The sequence below is a fragment of the Streptomyces antioxidans genome (assembly GCF_000968685.2).
In the GTDB taxonomy this organism is placed as follows: domain Bacteria; phylum Actinomycetota; class Actinomycetes; order Streptomycetales; family Streptomycetaceae; genus Streptomyces; species Streptomyces antioxidans.
This window is the reverse complement of the sequence record NZ_LAKD02000043.1, coordinates 79576-99245: the sequence shown is the minus strand read 5'-3', so window position 1 is coordinate 99245 and position 19670 is coordinate 79576. Positions and strand designations below refer to the sequence as shown.

11 protein-coding genes are annotated in these 19670 nt (G+C 73.4%); 3 read left to right on the top strand and 8 right to left on the bottom strand.

Translation table 11 applies throughout. From position 1 onward, the window contains the following. The first annotated feature begins 46 nt into the window (after nucleotides 1-46). Nucleotides 47-1567, top strand: a complete 1521-nt coding sequence (locus VT50_RS17890) for an amino acid permease (RefSeq protein ID WP_046084844.1) — start codon at nucleotides 47-49, stop codon at nucleotides 1565-1567. A gap of 80 nt (nucleotides 1568-1647) precedes the next feature. Here VT50_RS17890 and VT50_RS17885 read toward each other — a convergent pair whose 3' ends face one another. Further along, nucleotides 1648-2901, bottom strand: coding sequence for an FAD-dependent oxidoreductase (locus tag VT50_RS17885; RefSeq protein WP_046084845.1), 1254 nt, complete (start codon nucleotides 2899-2901; stop codon nucleotides 1648-1650). A 204-nt stretch (nucleotides 2902-3105) separates the two neighbouring features. On the opposite strand from VT50_RS17885, the gene VT50_RS41000 reads away from it, so the two are divergent. Further along, nucleotides 3106-3849 (top strand): peptidoglycan-binding domain-containing protein, encoded by a 744-nt coding sequence (locus tag VT50_RS41000; RefSeq protein ID WP_276207312.1) that lies wholly within the window; start codon nucleotides 3106-3108, stop codon nucleotides 3847-3849. A 35-nt stretch (nucleotides 3850-3884) separates the two neighbouring features. Here the strand turns inward: VT50_RS41000 and VT50_RS17875 are convergent, their stop codons facing one another. From VT50_RS17875 to VT50_RS17865, 3 genes are all read right to left on the bottom strand, one after another. Then, nucleotides 3885-5192 (bottom strand): CAP domain-containing protein, encoded by a 1308-nt coding sequence (locus tag VT50_RS17875; protein WP_046084846.1) that lies wholly within the window; start codon nucleotides 5190-5192, stop codon nucleotides 3885-3887. Nucleotides 5193-5292: 100 nt separating this feature from the next. Next, on the bottom strand, nucleotides 5293-6765 hold the full coding sequence (locus tag VT50_RS17870) for an NAD-dependent succinate-semialdehyde dehydrogenase (protein WP_046084847.1): 1473 nt from the start codon (nucleotides 6763-6765) through the stop codon (nucleotides 5293-5295). Nucleotides 6766-6856: 91 nt separating this feature from the next. Continuing rightward, a complete protein-coding gene (locus VT50_RS17865; RefSeq protein ID WP_046084848.1) occupies nucleotides 6857-8116 on the bottom strand; it encodes an aspartate aminotransferase family protein in 1260 nt (419 codons plus the stop codon). Between the two features lie 202 nt (nucleotides 8117-8318). Here VT50_RS17865 and VT50_RS17860 point away from each other — a divergent pair, with 202 nt between their 5' ends. After that, nucleotides 8319-10004 carry a PucR family transcriptional regulator gene (locus VT50_RS17860; RefSeq protein ID WP_078840586.1) on the top strand — a complete coding sequence of 562 codons (1686 nt, stop codon included), beginning with the start codon at nucleotides 8319-8321 and terminating at the stop codon, nucleotides 10002-10004. Between the two features lie 78 nt (nucleotides 10005-10082). On the opposite strand, the gene VT50_RS17855 is transcribed toward VT50_RS17860, so the two are convergent. The 4 genes from VT50_RS17855 to VT50_RS17840 form a co-directional block, all read right to left on the bottom strand. Next, complete coding sequence (locus VT50_RS17855) at nucleotides 10083-10688, bottom strand: helix-turn-helix transcriptional regulator (protein ID WP_046089136.1); 606 nt, start codon at nucleotides 10686-10688, stop codon at nucleotides 10083-10085. A gap of 331 nt (nucleotides 10689-11019) precedes the next feature. Further along, nucleotides 11020-13830 carry an ATP-binding protein gene (locus VT50_RS17850; protein WP_046089135.1) on the bottom strand — a complete coding sequence of 937 codons (2811 nt, stop codon included), beginning with the start codon at nucleotides 13828-13830 and terminating at the stop codon, nucleotides 11020-11022. Beyond that, the gene (locus tag VT50_RS17845) at nucleotides 13820-16576 is read right to left on the bottom strand and encodes an AAA family ATPase (RefSeq protein ID WP_046089134.1); all 2757 of its coding nucleotides are present in this window, start codon (nucleotides 16574-16576) and stop codon (nucleotides 13820-13822) included. The genes VT50_RS17850 and VT50_RS17845 overlap by 11 nt, the downstream gene beginning before the upstream one ends. 58 nt (nucleotides 16577-16634) lie before the next feature. Further along, nucleotides 16635-19535, bottom strand: a complete 2901-nt coding sequence (locus VT50_RS17840) for a helix-turn-helix transcriptional regulator (protein WP_046089133.1) — start codon at nucleotides 19533-19535, stop codon at nucleotides 16635-16637. Between the last annotated feature and the right edge of the window lie 135 nt (nucleotides 19536-19670).

The following is a 19670-nucleotide window of genomic DNA, read 5'->3' as shown; positions in this document are numbered from 1 at the left end:
CCGCCCGTACCACCATCGCCCGTCCCAGGATTCCGGAGGTACCCTCATGTCCACGGCATGGTCGAGTTCAAGTCCCGCCCCCCACCGGGACGATGAACAGCGGCTGCGTGAGCTCGGCTATCAACCCGTACTGGCCCGCCGCATGGGCGGCTTCGGCAATTTCGCCATCAGTTTCTCGGTCATCTCCATTCTCTCCGGATGCATGACGCTCTACGGCTTCGGGCTGGGTACCGGAGGCCCCGCGGTCATGATGTGGGGCTGGGCCGGAGTGGGGCTCTTCGTGCTGTGCGTGGGGCTCGCGCTGGCGGAGGTGACCAGCGCCTACCCCACCTCGGGAGCGCTGTACTACATGGCCGACCGGCTGGGCGGACGGACCTGGGGCTGGTACACCGGCTGGCTCAATCTGCTGGGGCTGCTCGGGGCCATCGCCGGAATCGACTACGGCGCCGCCCTGTTCACCGGCGCGTTCTTCAACCTCCAGTGGGGATTCGATCCCACACCGGAATCGACCATGCTCATCTTCGTCTGCATTCTGCTGCTGCACGCGGCGCTGAATCTGTTCGGGGTGCGGCTGGTGAGCGTCCTCAACTCGGTTAGTGTGTGGTGGCATTTGGCGGGTGTCGCCATCATCGTCGGCGCGCTGGCGATCGTGCCCTCCCACCACCAGTCGCCCGAATTCGTCTTCACCGAATTCGTCAACGACACCGGCTGGTCGAATCCGCTGTATGTGACCGCGATCGGACTGCTGCTCGCCCAGTACACCTTCTCCGGCTATGACGCCTCCGCGCATCTGTCCGAGGAGACCTCCAACGCCTCCGTCTACGCCGCCCGCGGAATCGTCCGCGCCATCTGGGTCTCCTGGGTGGCCGGGTTCGTGCTGCTGGCCGGGCTCACCTTCGCCATCCAGGACTACACCGGCACCCAGGGCAGCGCCACCGGAGTGCCCCCGGCGCAGATCCTGATCGACGCCCTGGGCACGGGCGGCGCCACCGCGATGCTGCTCATCGTCATCGTGGCGCAGCTGTTCTGCGGGAACGCCGAGGTGGCGGCGGCCAGCCGGATGGTGTTCGCCTTCAGCCGGGACGGCGCGCTGCCGGGCTCACGGCTGTGGCAGCGGGTCAGCTCCCGTACCCAGACGCCGGTGCTCGCGGTCTGGCTGTCGGTGGTGGTCGCGTGTCTGCTGGCGGTGCCGTCCCTGTACTCCGAGACGGCCTACGGCGCGGTGACCGCCATCAATGTCATCGGGATCACCCCCGCCTACGCCATCCCCGTCTTCCTGCGGCTGCGCGCCGGGGACCGCTTCCAGCCCGGTCCGTGGAACCTGGGCCGCTGGAGCAAGCCGGTGGGCTGGATCGCGGTCGTGTGGGTGGCGGTGGTGACGGTGCTGTTCTGTCTGCCGCAGTCCAGCCCGGTGACGGTGAACTCGATGAACTACGCCTCGGTGGCGCTGATCGTGGTGCTGCTGCTGGCCACGATCTGGTGGTTCGTGGCCCGCCGCTCGTACAACACGCCGTCCGCGTACGGCACGGCGCGTGAGCAGGCGGAGATCGCCGAGGGCATCGTCTGACGGTTCCTCGTGTGCGTGACGAGGTTCTGCGTCTGTGTGAAGCCGGGTGCGGAGGGTTTTCCGCACCCGGCTTCGTCGGCTCATCCGGAACGGCGCAGCGACTCGGCCGGGGGCCGCTCGCGGCCCGCGCCGTAGGCGAGGAAGTAGGCGGGAGCCCGCTTCAGCCAGGGCGCCTTGGTGAGCACCTCGGCCAGCCGCAGCGGCTCCCCTCCGGCGGCCGGTGAACGCCCTTGCAGCAGCGGTCCGATGACCCGTGCGTGGGCGATCCGCTGCAACCCCTGCGTCGCGACGGTGGTCGGCCACCGGCGGCGCTGGACGGCGCGTACGTCGGCGAGGCCCACGGTGCCCTCGCGCAGCGGCCCGGCCAGATGGCGGGCGGCGGCGACCGCGTCCTCGACGGCGAGGTTGATGCCGATCCCGAACACGGGCGACATCGCGTGGGCCGCGTCCCCGATGCACAGCAGTCCGGGGCGGTGCCAGCGGCGGAGCCGGTCCATCCGTACGTCCAGCACCTTCACCTCGTCCCAGGACCGCGGGCCCGGTGCGCGGTCGGCCGGGCCCCGCCGCATCCATGGGGTGGCCTCCGTGAACGAGGCGAGGAACCGGTCGAGTCCTTCGGCCCGGCGTTCGGCGTCGGCCCCCTTGGGGATCAGGGCGGCGCACTGCCAGTAGTCACCACGGTCGATCATCGCGGTGAGGAAGCGCTCACCGGCGTTGCCCACCAGCCCCTGGGGGTCGCTCTCCTCGCGCGGCAGCCGGAACCACCAGACGTCCATCGGGCAGGCGAACTCCCGCAGTCCGAGCTCCGGCAGTTCGCGGGCGAGCGATCCCCGGCCGTCACAGGCCACGGTGAGGGTGGCGCGCAGTTCACCGGTGGCGCCGGTCGTACGGTCGCGGTAGCGCACTCCGGTGACCCGTCCGCGCTCCATGAGGAAGGAGGTGGCCTCGGTGTTCGTCCGCAGTTGGAAGGTGGGCTCCCGCCCGGCCTCGTCCGCCAGCAGATCGAGCAGGTCCCACTGCGGCACCATCGCCACGTAGTTGTACTTCCCCGGCAGTGAGCCGATTTCGCCGACCGTGAACAGTTCGCCGCCCCGTCCTATGGGCAGCTGGACGGAGTGCACATGCCGCTGCGGCAGGGCGGCGAACCGGTCGGCGAGGCCCAGGTCGTCCAGGAGCCGCAGCGTACTGGGGTGCACCGTGTCGCCGCGGAAGTCGCGCAGGAAGTCCCCGTGCTTCTCCAGCACGGTGACCTCCACCCCGGCCCGGGCGAGCAGCAGGCCGAGGACCATCCCGGCCGGGCCGCCGCCCACCACACAGCATGTGGTCCGCTCCATCTCATGGCTCCCTTCGACGTCCCCGAGGCCATGGGCACCCTCTCAGGACGGGTTACCCCGCGGCACCACGCCACACCGGCACCGCGGGGGCCCGGGGCCTCCCCATCCCGATCGGCTTGAGTCTTCCCGCGCCCGCGTCCGTATCACCGCGTGACGGTGTGGGGCATCCCCGCGTGACGGTGTGGGACGCACAAGGAGGTCTGTATGGCAGCCGAACCCGATCCGGACCGGTCGGCCGGGCGTCAGGTGATCGAGCCGACCGCCGTCTTCCCCTCGGCTCCGGAGCACGGCGATGTCCCGGCGGGACCGGTCGAGGAGTGGATGGAGGAGCTGGCCCTCTTCCGGCCGCCGGGCACCGAGCTGCCGCCCGAAGCGCCGTCCACGGCGGATGACGACACCCAGGAGATGCCGGGCGCCCCCTCCGCCGCCGACGCCTGGCCCCCGCGGGAGGCACCGCCCGCGCCTCGGCAGCCGCCCGCGCGGACCTCCCCGGCCGGGCGGCGCCGTCCCAGCGCCGCCCTGCTGGTGCTGGCCGGGCTCGGCGCGGGGGTCGCCCTCTCGCTGGTGGTGATGGTGGACCGGGACGCGGCGTCCGGCGCGGCCGAGGGCGGCGCGTCGGCCACCCCGACCGCGTCCACCGCGCCCGCGGACCCCGGCGCGCCGGGAACGCCGAGCGCCCCCGCCTCGCAGGGCCCGGAGGACCCATTGCCACCGCCGGGCGACCCGGGTGATGTGCTGACCCTCGGAAGCACCGGCCCGGAGGTCACCGAGCTCCAGAAGCGGCTGCTGCGGATCCCGAACGTGTATCAGGACGGGCGGGTCAACGGCGAGTACGACCAGACACTGGCCCAGGCCGTCTCCCGGTTCCAGGTGTGGTACGGGATCCGGGGCGACGCGAACGGGGTGTACGGGAGCGCCACCCGGCGCGTTCTGGAGTCGCGCACCTGACGCCACGGCCGGCGCGGGATGGGGTGCGGGCGTGGTCAGGCGGCGCCGAAGACCTGGGTCCAGTACGTGCCCGCGCGGCTGCCGGTGGCATGGCCGACGCCGATATGGGTGAAGTCGGGCTTGAGGATGTTGGCGCGGTGGCCCGGGCTGTCCATCCAGCCGCGCACCACCTCCTCCGGGGAGCGCTGGCCGCAGGCGATGTTCTCGCCGATGCCGCGGTGGGTGGCCCCGGCGGCCCGGGCCCGGTCCCAGGGCTGATGCCCTTCGGGGCCGGTGTGGGAGTAGAAGTCGCGGGCCACCATGTCATCGCTGTGCGCCTGCGCCGCCGCCGTCAGCCGCGGGTCCGGGGCGAGGGGCGCGAGCCGGGCGGCGGCGCGGTGGGTGTTGGTGAGGGCGATGACCTCGGAGGCCAGCCGCAGCAGCCCGTCAGGGGTGAACGGCCGGGCCCATACCGCCGTCCAGTAGACGTCCCCGGTGGTGGGGCCGTCGGCCCGGCCGATCCCCAGGTGGACGACGGCCGGGTCGTGGAACGGGCCCCGGCGCTCCGCGCCTTCGAGGCAGTAGTCCACGAACTCCCGTGGGGTGCGCGGCCCGGAGACGATGTGCTCGGCGATGGTCAGCGGGCGGTAGCCGTGCGCGGCGATCCGGTGGAAGAGCGAGGTCCCGTCCGGGCTCTCCAGCGCCAGCGCGCCATGGGCGGCCATGGCCCGGGCATGCGCCTCGGCCGCCGCGGTCAGCCGTCCGTCCAGCGCCACGGACGGGGCCCCGGCCCGGCCCCGCGCCGCGTTCACCACGTCGAGGGCCTGCCGCGAGGCGCCGTCGGCGGACGCGGGGGCGGCGGACCCCGGCGCGGCGGGGGTTCCCTGGTCGGCGACGTCGACACCGAAGTCCCGGGCCACACCGGCCAGTCCGTCGGCGTACCCCTGGCCGATCGCCCGCACCTTCCAGCCGCCGCCACGGCGGTAGATCTCGGCGAGCAGCAGCACCGTCTCCCGCGAGGGGCGCGGCGGGGCGAACCGGGCCAGCGGCGAGCCCCGCTCGTCCAGGACGCTCAGCACGGGCGCCGGGAGCCGCCCCAGCGGGGTGCCCGGGTCGGCGGGGCTGATGACGAGGGTGACCCGGGCGGCGCCGGGCCGCAGCTCCCGTGGCCGGAGGGTGACGGTGTCGCCGTCCAGCCGGGCGCCGGGCGCGGTGGGCTGGTTGAAGAAGACGAAGTCGCCGTCGCCCGCGACCTTTCCGCCCTCGCCGGTGATCAGCGCGGACAGGTCGAACGGGCCCGGCACCCGGACGGTCAGCGCGCCGTCGGGCAGCGCCTGGTTCCCGCCGGGCACCAACTCGCCCATGTCCGCTCCTCACACCGCGCGTCTGGAGGCAACGCGTCATGAGGGCAACGCCCGGGCGCCCCCGGCGGTTCCGGCGGGCGCCCGGGCGGTGTGGCAGGGGTCAGACCGGCACCGCGACGTACTTGTACTCCAGGAACTCGTCGATGCCGACGCGGCCGCCCTCGCGTCCGAGCCCGGACTGTTTGACGCCGCCGAAGGGGGCGGCGGGGTTGGAGACCAGTCCGGTGTTGAGGCCCACCATGCCGACCTCGAGCCGCTCGCTCACCCGCAGCGAGCGGTTGAGGTCCCGGGTGAACAGATAGCCCACCAGGCCCCATTCGGTGCTGTTGGCGGTGGCGACGACCTCGTCCTCGTCCTCGAAGGTGAGCACGGCGGCCACCGGTCCGAAGATCTCGGTCTCCATCAGCCTGCTGGCCGGGGAGACCCCGGTGAGCACGGTCGGCGGGTAGAAGCAGCCGGGGCCCTCGGGGGTGCTGCCGCCGACCAGGACCTCGGCGCCGCGTGCCACGGCGTCCGCGACCAGCTCCTCGACCTTGGTACGGCCCGCCCGGTCGATGAGCGGCCCCACCTGGACGCCGGGGTGGCTGCCGGGGCCGACCTCCAGCGCGCCCATGCGGCGGGCCAGCCGCTCGGCGAACTCGGCCGCCACCGAGGAGTGGACGAAGAACCGGTTGGCCGCCGTGCACGCCTCGCCCATGTTGCGCATCTTGGCGGTCATGGCGCCCTCGACGGCGACGTCGAGGTCGGCGTCCTCGAAGACGATGAAGGGGGCGTTGCCGCCCAGCTCCATGGAGGTGCGGACCACCGCGGGCGCGCTCTGGGCCAGCAGGGTGCGGCCGACCTGGGTGGAGCCGGTGAAGGAGAGCTTGCGGACGTGCCCGCCGGTCAGCAGCGGCTCCACGACCTCTCCGGCGCGCGAGGTGGTGACCACGTTGAGCACCCCGGCCGGAAGCCCCGCCTCCGCCAGGATCCCGGCGAGCGCCAGGCTGGACAGCGGGGTCTGCGGGGCGGGCTTGAGCACCATGGTGCAGCCCGCGGCGATCGCCGGGCCGATCTTGCGGGTGCCCATGGCCAGCGGGAAGTTCCACGGCGTGATGAGCAGACAGGGGCCGACCGGGCGGCGCATCAGCAGCATGCGGTTCTTGCCGTCCGGAAGCGTGGAGAACCCGCCCTCGACGCGTACGGCCTCCTCGGAGAACCAGCGGAAGAACTCCGCGGCGTAGGCCGCCTCCCCGCGCGCCTCGGCCAGGGGCTTGCCCATCTCGGCCGTCATCAGCGCGGCGAGCGCGTCGGCCCGCTCCATGATCAGCTCATAGGCGCGGCGCAGGATCTCGCTGCGCGCGCGGGGCGCGGTGGCCGCCCACTTCTCCTGGGCCTCCTCGGCCGCGGCCAGGGCGCGCTGCCCGTCGGCGGGCGCGGCGTCGGCGACGTCACACAGCACCTCACCGGTGGCCGGGTCGTCGACCGGCATGGTCCGGCCGCCCGCCGCGTCGGTCCACGACCCGGCGATGTAGAGCTGCTTGGGCACTGCGGCGAGGACGTCGGCGGCCGGGGGGTACGAGGGGGTGGACATAGGGGCGATCTCCTTCGTGACCGCCGCCGGTCCGAGGGGTTCGGACCGGCGGGCGGATCGGACTCCCGTACGGGCGGATGTGCGGTGCGCGTCAGGAGTCCGCCGTTCCGGTGCTGACGGCGGCGGACCAGGCGCGCAGACCCTCGTCGATCGCCGCTTCGTCGACGACGAGCGCGGGGATCATCCGGACCACATGGTTCCAGGCGCCGCACAGGAGCAGCAACAGCCCTTCGTCCACGGCGGCGCGCTGCACCCGGGCCGCGGTCGCCGGGTCGGGCTCGCCGTCAGCGGTGACGAACTCGCTGGCCAGCATGAGGCCGAGGCCGCGCACATCGCCGATGGCGGGGGTCTTGGCGGCCACGTCCTCCAGACCGCTGCGCAGCCGCGCCCCCATGGCCTCGGCGTTGGCCACCAGGTTCTCCTCGCGGACCACGTCGAGGGTGGCGGCGGCCGCCGCGCAGGCCACGGCGTTGGCGCCGTAGGTGCCGCCCTGGGAGCCGGGCCATGCCTTGCTCATCAGCTCCTCGGAGGCGGCGATGCCGGACAGCGGGAAGCCGCTGGCCAGCCCCTTGGCGGTGACCAGGATGTCGGGACGGACGCCGAAGTGGTCATGGCCCCAGAACCGTCCGGTGCGGCCCACCCCGGTCTGCACCTCGTCCAGGATCAGCAGGAAGCCATGGCGGTCGGCCCGCTCCCGCAGGCCCTGGAGGAAGCCCTCGGTGGCGGGTACGTAGCCGCCCTCGCCGAGCACCGGTTCGACGATGATCGCGGCGGTGTCGTCGGGCGGGGAGATGGTCTGCAGGACGTAGTCCAGCTCCCGCAGGGCGAACCGGGTCGCGGTCTCCTCGTCCCAGCCGTACCGGTAGGCCGTGGGGAACGGGGTCACCACGACACCGCTCATCAGGGGCGAGAAGCCGGACCGGAAGCGGGTTCCCGAGGTGGTCATGGAGGCGGCGGCCACGGTGCGGCCGTGGAATCCGCCGTGGCAGACCAGGACGTTGGGCCGGCCGGTGGCCTGACGGGCCAGGCGCAGGGCCGACTCCACGGCCTCGCTGCCCGAGTTGCTGAAGAACAGACTGTCGAGGCCCGTGGGAAGCACCTCGCCCAGCTTCTCCACCAGCCGCCGCAGCGGCGGGTGCATCACGGTCGTGTACTGGCCGTGGATGAGGGTGCCCACCTGCTCCTGGGCGGCGGCGACGACCCGCGGGTGGCAGTGCCCGGTGCTGGTGACGCCGATGCCCGCGGTGAAGTCGAGGTATCGCCGCCCGTCCTCGCCGTCGATGTAGGCGCCCTCTCCCCGGACGGCGACCACCGGAGTGGCTTGACGGAGCTGCGGCGACAGATTGGTCATGTTCTCTCCCACACCCACGGTTCGGCGATGCGCTCGGACACTTCGAGGGTGAGGGGGCGGACCCGGTCAGGACAATGATCACTGTGTCGCGCGGTGGTGATCGCTATGGACGATCTGTCAACGAGTCCGGGGGCAGGTTCTGTCAAGAGGTCGGCCGGGATCGTGGTTGCGCTCGGCGTGCGGGCTTGTCAGAGTGAGCGGCATGAACGGCTTCGGCGGCACCGCGTACGACGCTGCCGGACGGCGGCTGACCCGCCCCTTCGAGCCCCCGCGCATCCCGGGACGTCCACCGCTCAGCCTCGCCGAGGTGCTGCGGCTCCCGGTGCTGGCGGCCGGGGCGCCGGAGGTGGTGTCCGGCCATGGGCAGCTGGCCCGGCCGGTCCGCTGGGTCCACATCACCGAGCTGCTTGACCCGGCGTCCTTCCTCAAGGGCGGGGAGCTGGTGCTGACCACCGGGATGCCGCTGCCCGAGGATCCGGCGCTGGTCCGCCGGTATGTCGACGAGCTCGCGGACATCGGCGCCGCCGGGCTGGTCATCGAGCTGGTGCGGCGCTACCACCGGCCGCCCTCTGAGCTGGTACGGGCCTGTCTGGCGCGGGACTTCCCGCTCGTCCTGCTCTCGCGGACGGTGAACTTCGTGGAGGTCACCCAGGTGCTCCACTCGCTGATCGTCGGCAGTCAGGTGGAGAGCCTGCGCCGGGCCCAGGACGTCCATGACACCTTCACCGCGCTGACCCTGCGCGGCGCCGGGCCCGAGGAGGTGGTGGACATGGCGGCCGAGATGAGCGGGCACCCCGTGGTGCTGGAGAACCTGGTGCACCAGGCCGTCATCTGCGGGTCACCGGGGCACGGGGTGGAGGGGGCGCTGACCGGCTGGGAGCGGCGCTCGCGCGCCACGCCCTCGCCCGACCGGACCGGGCTGAGCGGCCCGGAGGACTGGCTGGTGACCGCGGTGGAGTACCGCGGCGAGCGGTGGGGGCGGCTGCTGATGCTCCCGGACGGGACCCGGGACCCGGCGGTCGGCCCCGAGGACGCGATGGTCCTGGAGCGCACCGCCACGGCCCTGACCATCGCCCGGCTCACCCATCACACCCGCTGGGAGCGGCGGGCCCAGCGCACGCTGCTGCTCGACCTGGTGGAGCAGCGCTGCCGCTCCAGGGGCGAGGCCCGGGCCAGGGCCGAGGCGCTGGGCGTGCCGGTGGCGGGCCGCCGGCTGATGGTGGTGCTGGTCAGCCCCGGGCCGGGCGCCGGGGAGACGACCGAGCTGGAGGACCGGCTGACGGACGAGCTGGGGGCGGCCGGGGCCGCCGTGCTGGTCGGGGCGGTGCCCGGTGACCACATAGGGGTGCTGCTGGCCCTGCCCGCCGCCGCGCCGTGGCGGCCGCTGGTGGAGCGGCTGAGCCGGTCGGTGCGGGAGTCCCGGCCGGACGCCGTGATCAGCGTCGGCTCGGAGGTGTCGGATCTCTCGCAGACCGCCCGGTCGTTCCAGCAGGCGGCGCGGGTCGCGGACGCCGCCGTTCCGGGAACGCCGGACAAGGCGTTCCACGAGCTGTCCGACATCGGGCTGCGGCAGTTGCTGTACGCGCTGCGCGGCGATGTGCGGCTCCAGGAGTTCGTGGAGCGGCAGTTGGGGCGGCTGGTGGACTACGACGAGCGGCACGGCACCGATCTGCTGCCGGTACTCCACACCTTCCTGGACGCGGCGGGCAACAAGACGGTGGCGGCCAGGCGCGCGAATCTGTCCCGGCAGGCGTTCTACCAGCGGCTGCACTCGGTGGAGCGGGTGCTGGGCTGCGATCTGGAGTCGGGTGAGCAGCGCACCCAGCTCCATGTGGCGCTCACCGCCTTCCGGCTGCTGCGGCTGTCCCGGGGCCCGGCCCCGTCCTGAGACGGCGAACGCGCCACGGCCGGCCCGGATCGGATCCGGGCCGGCCGTGGCGCGTTCGTGACCTCCGCCGGGCGGGGGTCATTTGATGAAGTCGTCGACGACCTTCGGCGGCCAGCAGCCGACGTTGAGTACGCCGATGGAGTAGGCGCGGGAGACCAGGGCCGCCCGGTTGGGCACCCGCAGCTTCCGCAGCAGCCGCGTCACGTGGTACTCGACGCCCTGCCGGCTGAGGTAGAGCCGGGAGGCCAGGGGGATGGTGGAGAGCCCGGCCGCGATGCCCTCAAGGATGCGCGCCTCGGTCTCGGTGAGGAGCTTCTTACGGTTGGTGACCATCTCCACCTCCTCGCCACCCGCCGTGGGACGCATCACCACGAGGATCGAGGCCACATGGGCGGTGCCCTCACGCACCGCCACGGCGGTGAGCCCGCTGGTGAAGGCGGCCCCCTCGGCCCCGATGGCCACCACATGGGTGGTGAACCGGTGGCGGGAGCCGTCGAGGAGCCGGGTGAACTGCCGCTTCAGCGCCTGCTGGACGCTGGGGTGGACAAGGTCACAGAAGTCACGGCCGCATACGTCCGCGGAAGCGTCGTCGAACTGCCGGAAGAATTCCCGGTTCGCCTGCTGGACGGTGAGCGACGGGTCGAGACAGACGACACACGCCCCTGGCTGATCGAACTGGCGCAATAGATCCGTGTACTCGGTCTGCTCGTGTCCAAGCTCGTGGGGGGTTGGCCGAGCCGAATCTGATAGTAAAGGCAATGCCAAGGGACTGCCATCCCTTCCGAATTCTCAGTATTCGAAATTGAATACCTATATTCAATTTCAAATGTTCATTTCAGAATGGAGACTAGGGATCCGCAGGTATGGAAGTCAACGTCAACAGGGGTGTCGCCACCCAATCCCGTGGTGGGGTGCAGCGAAGGTTCGGTCCGCACCCCACCCCTTCGGTGGTCCGGTACGGTCGGTTCACGAATCCTCGTCAAACAGCGTCCAATTATCGCCGTTAACGCGCCGTTCACGAATGCATGCGAGGCAGCATCTCGATGAGCTCGCGCCGCCCGGAGACGCCCAGCTTGCGATAGGAACTCGTCAGGTGCTTCTCGATGGCCCGGGAGCTCACCCCCAGCTCGGCCGCGACCTCCTGGTTGGTCAGCCCGCGTCCGACGAGGGAGGTCACGGTGCGTTCGGTACGGGTGAGGGTCGCCTCCGGTGCGGCGGCCGCCGCACCGCTGCCGTCCGCCGCCCGGATCCGCTCGACCAGCCGTGGCACCCCGCACGCCGAGGCCAGGGCCGCGGCCTCCCGGAGTACCGCCGCCGCCTCGCCGCCGCCCGGCCTCAGCCGCTTACCCAGCTGCAGGAGGGTGCGGGCGAGTTCCAGTTCATTGGCCGAGGCGCGCAGGACGTCGACCGACTCGTGCAGCAGCCGCACCCCCTGGTCACCGTCGCTCAGCCGGGCCTTCACCCGCAGCGCGCGCCCCAGCGCCACCGGAGCGCCCCATTCCGTCGCCCGCAGCAGCTCCTCATCGGCCAGCGCCCCGGCCGCGCAGGGGTCGCCGACCCGCCGGTGGAGGTCGGCCGCCCAGGGCCGCCAGGAGAAGAGCACGGGATTGCGCCAGCCCGACGCCTCCAACTGCCGGCCGCAGGCCAGCAGCGTTTCCAGGGAGCTTGACCAGCGGCCCTGCTCGGCGTCCTGCGCCGCCTTGACGAACTGCAGCGCGGCGGTCAGGGCCAGGCTGGAGGAGCGGCGCCGCCCGGGGCCGTCCAGAATCCGCTCGATCAGCGCGGAGTCCTGGAGGTCCAGGGCGACCCGGGTGAGGGCGAGGGTGGCGACGATCCCGGTCTCCTGCCAGTGCACCTCGGCCAGCCGCACGGCACGCTCGGCGTACTCACGCGCCTGGGCCGCGCGGCCGCGGGCGCTGAGCACCATGGCCTGCTGGACGTTGACCAGCGCGTCCACGACCGTGCCGCCCTGCCGCCGGGTCTGCTGCTCCATCGCCAGCCAGGAGCTGATCCCGCGCACCGAATCGGCGGCCACCAGCCCGATCACCACCAGCGGCAGCGGGGTGTGGACCTGGTCGGAGGTGGCCGGTTCGCGCTCCAGGATGCGGTTGGCCAGCCGGGAGACCTCGGCCGCGGGCCATCGGGCGGTGAGCACCGCCGCGTTGAGCAGCACCGCCGTCAGCTCGCGCTCGGCGGAGGTGATCAGCGGTGACTCCTCCCCCAGCGCCGACAGCCGCTCGACCGACGTGGCCAGCTCCGCCGGGTCCTCGTGTCCGGCGTGCCGCAGCCGGGCCTCGAGCCGCAGCGCCACGTCGCGCGCCGTGCCCTCGAGCGAGGCGGCCGGTCCCAGGTCCTCGGCGACCTGGTGCAGCAGGTCGATGACCGACGGGGGCCCCAGGCCGACGATGGTGGGGGAGATCCGCAGGGCCGCGGCGGCCCGGAGCCTGGGCGTGGTCAGCAGGGGGATCGCCTGGGAGATATGGCGTTCACAGGCGGCCGGGTCGAAGCCGCGCTCCGCGGTGGCCAGATCGATCAGCAGCCGGGCCCGGCCCTCCCCGGTCAGCGAGCCGTCCAGGAGGGCGCGGCGCAGATAGCGGGCGGCGGTGCGGGGCGCACCGCGGCGCAGCGCGGTGTCCGCCGCGGCCCGCAGCACCTCCACCGCCCAGGGGTGGTCGGAGCTGGTGACGGCCAGCAGCTGGGCGGCGACGATCTCGGCGGGGCGCCCGTTGTGGTACATCAGGGCCGCCGCGGCGTCGTGCAGCCGCTCCCGTTCGGCCACGGTCATCGAGGACTCGACCGCGTCCCGCACCACCCGGTGGAGGAAGCGCGGCTCCTGCTCGGAGGCGACAAGACCCAGCTGGTGAAGGTCGCGCAGCGCGGCGAGGAAGCCGATCCGGTCCAGCCCGGCGAGCCGGCCCAGCAGGTCGGGCCCGGCCTGGGCGCCGAGGACCGCGATGGCCGCGGCCAGGTCGCGCGGGGGCCGGGGCTGGGCGCGCAGCGAGCTGGCCAGCCGCTCCCGCAGCTGGGCGGGGCGCAGCGAGCGGGCCGTCTCGGCGTGTTCCGCGGTGGGGCGGTGGCCGCGCACGGCCAGGTCCGCGAGCACCGACTTCAGGAACAGCGGATTGCCCGCGGAGCTCTCGTGGCAGGCGCGGGCGAACTCCTCGTCCCCCGGCACGCCGAACTGCTCGAGGATCACTTCCTTGGTGGCGCCCAGCGACAGCGGCGCGGGGCGCAGCACCCGCCGCGCCGCCTCGACGATCTCCCGCAGCAGGGGGTCCCCGGGGCGCCGGTAGCCGTCCCGCAGCGCGCAGACGACCACGGCGCGCAGCCCGTGCAGCCGCTTGACGAGGAAGGCGAGCCAGCGCAGCGAGGGGGTGTCGACCCATTGGAGATCGTCCACGAGGATGAGCAGCGGGCGTTCGGCACCGGCGGTGGCCAGCACCGAGCGCAGGCCGTACAGCGCCTCCTCGGGGATGGTGACGGCCCCGTTGTCGTCGAGCGGCGGGGCGTCGTCGGAGAAGACCGTCCGGCAGAGGTCGGCATCGGTCTCGATGCGCTGCCCCCGGAGCTCTTCCGGGGCGCCGGTGAGCAGGCTGTCGAAGAGCTGGCGGACCACGCCGAGGTCGAAGTCCTGCTCCATCGGCGCGGCGTTGGCGCGCAGGACCCTGACCTTCTCGCCCTCGGCGAGCATCGGCAGCTGGTGCAGCAGCGCGGTCCGGCCGGTGCCCAGGGGGCCGGTGAGCAACAGCAGTGCGGAGTCCCCCGCCGCCGCGTCCCGCAGGGCCTCGGCGACCCGCGCCAGCTCGGCCTCCCGTTCAAGCAACATCGATTCCGCCTCCCTGCGCCGCCCGCAGCAGCTCGATCAGCTCCGCGCGACCGCCGATCCCCAGCTTTCGGTACGCACCGCTGAGCCTCAGCTCCACGGTGCGTCTGCTAACGGAGAGGGTTTCGGCTATCTCCCGGTTGCCATGGCCGAGTCCGACCAGGGAGGCGGTGCGCTGCTCGGGCTCGGTCAGCGTCGCCCACGCCGGATGCGGGACGCGGCCGCGGACGGCGGAGGGCCCGGTCCGCTCGGCCAGTTCGCGCACCTTCTCGACCAGCTTGCTGGCGGGCCGGTGGGCGATGACGAAGGTGAACAGGTCGGCCACCAGGGGGGTCGCGGCACTCGGGTTCCCACTGTCGAGTTCTGCGGTGGCCAGCTCCAGCAAGGCCCCCGCGTAGGCGAGCCTGGCCGGGGTGGCGCGCAGGGTGGCCACCGCCTCGCGCAGCCGCTCGACCCGCCCCTCGCGGGCCACCCGGCCGGCGCCCAGCTGGGCCCAGCCGAGCGTGTTGGGGGCGCCCCACAGCCGGGCCAGCGCGAGCTCCTCGTCGGCGAGCCGCCTGGCCTCCTCGTGGTCGCCGAGGACGTCGTGGACCCGGGCGGCCATCGAACGCCACGGCATCAGGGCGGGGTTGATCCGCCCGCGGCCCAACTGCCATCTGCCGGTGGCCCGGAACAGCTCCACCGCCTCCGGCAGCCGGTCGTCCTTGACGGCCACCAGCGCCCTGGCGAAGAGCAGAAAGCCCCAGGAGGCGCCCTCGCGCGACTCGGCGGGGGCGGAGGCGGCCGCGAGCGCACCGGCCGGGCCGAGGTCGCCGTTCTCCAGGGCGATGAGGATCCGGACGGCCAGCAGATACGGGACGGTATGGCGGTGCCAGAGGGAGCGGGGCAGCGACCGCTCGGCGGCGGCCACGTCCCGTTCTGCCATGTCGAGCCGGCCGCGCCGCAGGTTCAGCTCGCCGTGGACGGCCAGGACCTGGGCGGCGGCGGCGCGGGCGTGCCGCCGGCGCAGATCGGTGTGGAGGACGTCCAGCCGGACCTCGGCCTCGTCCAGGTCGTCGGTCAGCAGCAGGGTACGGGCGGCGGTGAGCCGGGGCAGGATCAGGGCACCCGCGCCGCCGTCCAGGGTGAAGACCCGGTGGGCCAGTGCCCGGGCGGTGGGCAGGTCCGCCCCGCGCAGCGCCAGCCGCCAGGCGCGCGCCGCGGCCTGTACCGGGCAGCTGGGGTCGTCGGGCAGCGGCGGGATCGCCTCCGGGATCAGATCGGTGTCGTCCTGCCCGTCGGACTCGGTGAGCCAGAACAGCCCGGCCAGCGCCCCCCGTTCCGGGCCGTCGGTCGAGGGCAGCACCTCGACGATCGCACGGCGCAGCGCCTTGTCGTCACCGCGGGAGAGTCCGAGGTCGGCGGCGCGCACCCGGATCCGCCCCGACCCGCCGTCCCCGCTGCGGATGATCTCCGCCAGCCGGCGGCCGGCGGCCTCGGGGGCGGCCAGCACCTCGATGGCGGCGAGTTCGAGGCCCAGCCGCGCGTGCGGCTCCGGGTCCAGCGGCTCCTCCAGCGCCCGCGACAGACAGGCGATCGCCTGGGTGGTCCGGCCCGCGCGCAGTGCGGCGGCGCAGGTGCGGCGGAGCACGGGGATCACCCAGGGCTCGTCGACCGGGCGGGCGGCGAGCAGCAGCCGGGCGATGTCCTCGTCGGCCACGGCCGCCCGGTAGGCCAACTCGGCGGCTCGGGCGTGGAGTTCGGCCCGCTCCTCGCCGGGCATCTCGGCGAGGATCCAGCTGCGTGCCTCGGGCTGGCTCAGCCGGAGCCCGGTCCCGGAGGCGATGGCGAGCCCGCTCTCCTGGAGCACTTCCGGCAGTCCGGGTTCGCTCGCGGCGCGGGGCCCCGCGAGCGCGTACAGCAGGGCAAGGTCCAGCAGATCGCCGCAGACGGCGAGCGCGCGGACGAGCGCGACGGCCGTGTCGGACAGCCCTCCGAGCACCCGGACGGCGTGTTCACCGCCCACGGCCTCGCTGAGGGTGGACAGTTCCGGCACTCGCGCGGCGACCGGCGCATAGCCGTGCCTGGTGAAGCGGCGCAGTGTCTCGGACAGCACCTCGGGGTTGCCCGCGCTCGTCTCCAGGGCGGCGGAGATGAAGGCGTTGTCGCCGGGTCGGCCGCAGATCAGCGCGACCGTGGCGGCCACGTCGCGCGGGGCGAGCGGGGCCAGTTCGCATTCCCGGGTGATCACCTGCTGTGGCGCGGTGGACAGGGGGCACGCACCGGGGCGGAGCCGCCCGGTGCCGCTCGCCAGGAGGGCGATCCGGGCGTCCGACAGCCGCCGTATGAGCGCCCCGAACCAGCGCAGCGAGGCCGGGTCCAGCCAATCCACATCGTCGACGACCAGCAGTGTGGGCCGCTCCCGGGCGGTCCGCAGCAACTCGGTCAGGCCCGGTAAGCGCCGCTCGGGCCCCAGTCCGGTCAGGGCCTTGACCGAGCCGCCGGTGAGTCCGTCCATCGGGGCCAGCAGCTGTCCCACCACGCCGTAGCGCACATCGCGCTCACCGGGGGTCGCCTTGGCGCGCAGTACGCGGAAGCCCTTGTCCTCGGCCAGCCGGGCGGCGAGGTTCAGCAGGCGGCCCTGTCCGTAGCCGGGCCTGCCGACCAGTGTCACCACCGAGGAGCGGCCCCGGCCGAGTTCGGCGACGGTCTGGGCAAGCGTGGCCTGCTCTCGTTCACGGCCGGGGAACGGGAGCCCGTTGAGCTGCATGGTGTGACTATATGCCTGGGGCGGGTCGTCGATCTGGCACCGAACCGCCGTGCGCGCGTCAGCGCCGGCCGCGTGAGGCGAAGACCCACGCGGGGGCCTGTGGGTCGGGAAGGCTCGGGGTGTTCAGCACCGAGGACAGCTCTCCGCGCTGACCGACGCTCAGCTTCCGGTAAACGCTGGTGAGATGGGTCTCCACGGTGCGTACGGTGACGAACAGCGACTCGGCGATCTCACGGTTGCCCGCCCCGTGCGAGGCCATCTGGGCCACCTTGTGCTCGGTGCCGGTGAGCAGGTCGACGGGTGAGGCGGTGATCTCGCGCATCCGGCCGCCCGCGGCCACCAGCCGGTTCCGGGCGTCCCTCGCGAGCGCGAGCGCACCGCAGCCCTGCGCGAGGTCGACGGCCGAGCGCAGCCGCTCCCTGGCCTCGCGCGGCCGCCCCGCGTCCAGCAGCGCCCCGCCGAGCAGGAACTCGGCCCTGGCGTGCTCGGAGCGGGCGGGCGACCCGGAGAAGTGCTCGACCGCCCCGGTGAGTTGGGCGATGCCCTCCTCGCCGGGGGTGGTCACCCCGCGGGCGAGGGCGGCGAGTCCGAAGGCGCGCGGGGTGCTCCAGCGGCGGGCCAGTTCGGCGCCGTGCTCGACCAGGTCCCGCGCCTCGTCCGCCCGCTTCTCCGCCGCCAGCACACAGGCCGCCTCGGCCCACCAGGGCAGGAACACCGGGTTGGCGAAACCGGACTCCTCCAGGGAGGCGCCGCAGTCGAGCAGCAGCCGCAGCGCGGTGGCGCTGTCGCCGAGCGCCCAGCGGGCCCGGGCGCGGGCCATGAGATACGAGTGGTACTCCATGACGAACCCGTCCAGGTTCGGCCGGGTGACGGCGGCCAGCAGCTCCTCGGCCCGCTCCGGTTCGCCCCGGTCGATCAGGATCGTCGCGAGCGCGGTCTGCGGCATGGTCACATTGGCGCTCCAGCGCTCCTCACCGATGATCTCGACGGCGGTCTGGGCGTCGGCGAGGGCGTCGGGGATCGCACCGACGCCGTGCAGCAGCTGGGCGCGGTAGGACAGGGTGATCACATACGACCAGACCGCGGCGTTGTCCTGGCCGTGGCGCAGCGCGTGCTCCAGGGCCGCCATCGCCTCCTCGATCTCATCGGCCAGGCCGAGGGTGAACGCGGAGAAGAGCAGCGACCAGTTGTCGAGCCGGTCCGCGGAGCTCAGCGCGCGGCGGGCCTGCCCCACCGCCCGCCCCGCCGAGCGGCCCTCCATCGCGGACAGGACCGTCATCATGGCGAGCATCTGGCGCTGGGCGGGGGTGTCCCCGGCGGGTTCGGGGATGCGCGCGAAGCGCTCCCGGACCGTGTGGATCGTGGCCTTCTCGTCGGATCCGCTGATCAGCAGCGTCGATTGGACGAGGGTGCGCAGCTCGCGGTCGCGCGGATCGGGGTCAGGGCCCAGCTCGGCCTCGAGCTCGTCGAGCACCTCGCTGAGCACCCGTACGGCGGCCGGTGACTGCTGGACGGTGAGGCAGGTGAGTCCGAACTGCACGGCGATGGGCGCCTTGGTGCGGATGTCGGTGGCCAGCGAGAGCGCCCGCTTGAGCAGCCGGATGGCCTCGGCGGGGTTGATCTCCGCGAGCGCCTTGGCGAGCGGGACATGGGCCGACAGGCTGTCCGGCTCCGCCTCCAGAACCCGGTAGAGATAGCGGGCGGCGGCCTCGGGGGCGCCGCGGTGCTCGGCCTGGGCGGCGGCCTCCCGGAGCACCCAGCCCATCCACGGCTGGGGGGTGCCGGGCACCAGCAGCACCTGGTTGGCGACCTCCTCCGCGGGCCGCCCGGCATCGCTCAGCAGCAGGGCCGCCCTGGCACGCAGCTCGGCCAGCCGCTCCTCCCCGGCGGCCTCGAGCACCGCGGAGCGCACCACGTCATGGGCCAGGTCCGCCTGGTCGGGCGCCATCACCTCGGCCTCCCGCAGCTGCTGCACCGCCTCCGCGACGCGGGCCGCGGGCACTCCGGCCAGCGCGCCGATGTGCTCCGCGTCCTCCTCGCCGAGCACCGCGACGGCGGTGGCCACGTCACGGACCCAGCCGGGCCGGGCGTCGAAGAGGGCCCGCACGGACTGGGCGACCACACAGCTCCCGACCTCGTCGATCTCGTGGATGCCACTCTCGTCGGGCGCCACGCCCTTGGCCCGCAGCTCGCGCAGCAGCCGGGCGACGGTCAGCGGATTGCCGCCGCAGACGGCGGTGGCGCGCTCGGCGAATGAGGGTGCGACGGGGACGGTGAAGACCTGGTGGGCCATTTCGGCCACTTCGGCGTCGGTCAGCGGGTCGAGGCGGATCACCGCGGAGCGCGGCTGGGCGTGGATGTCCGCAAGAGCCGCGGGGGCGACCGGTTCCACCTCGCTGCGCTGGGCGAGCACCACCAGCAGCGGCAGTTGGTCGGCCCGGCGCAGCAGGAAGTCGACCCAGCGCAGGGAGCGCTCGTCGCACCAGTGCACATCGTCCAGGACCAGCACGAGGGGGCCCTGGGTCATCAGATTGGCGGTGAGCCAGTACAGGCCGTGCAGCACCGGGTAGACACTGGCGGCCGTGGGCGGCCCCTCCTCGCCGGGGCGGGGGCTGAGTGCGGGCAGGGCGCGGCGGGCGCTGCCGCGCAGCAGCGGGGAGTCCTGGGCGTCCTCGGCCGAGAGCCCGAGGCTTCCGAAGAGGGCACGTACGCCGCCGTATCCGGCACCGGCCTCCACTTCGCCGCAGACGCCGTGCAGCACGGTCATCTTCTGGCAGGCATGGCCGTCGAGGAAGGCCCGCAGCAGGCTGGTCTTGCCGATTCCGGCCGGACCGGACAGGACCACCAGACCGGAGCGGCCCCTGTGGGCGGCCTCCGCGTGGGCGGCCAGCGCGGCGAGTTCGGCGGCGCGGCCCACCAGTGCGCCGGGTAAACCGGAATCCGCTTTCCGGTCCACCACGCAGCCTCCTCGAGCCACAAAATGCGAAGAACTTCGGAAAAGTGTGCTAGTGCCGCGTTCCGCAGGCTACACGAGCGCGCCAACGACGATCAATCCCGATCAGACATTGGCAATTGCCAATTCGGATCGGTCGGA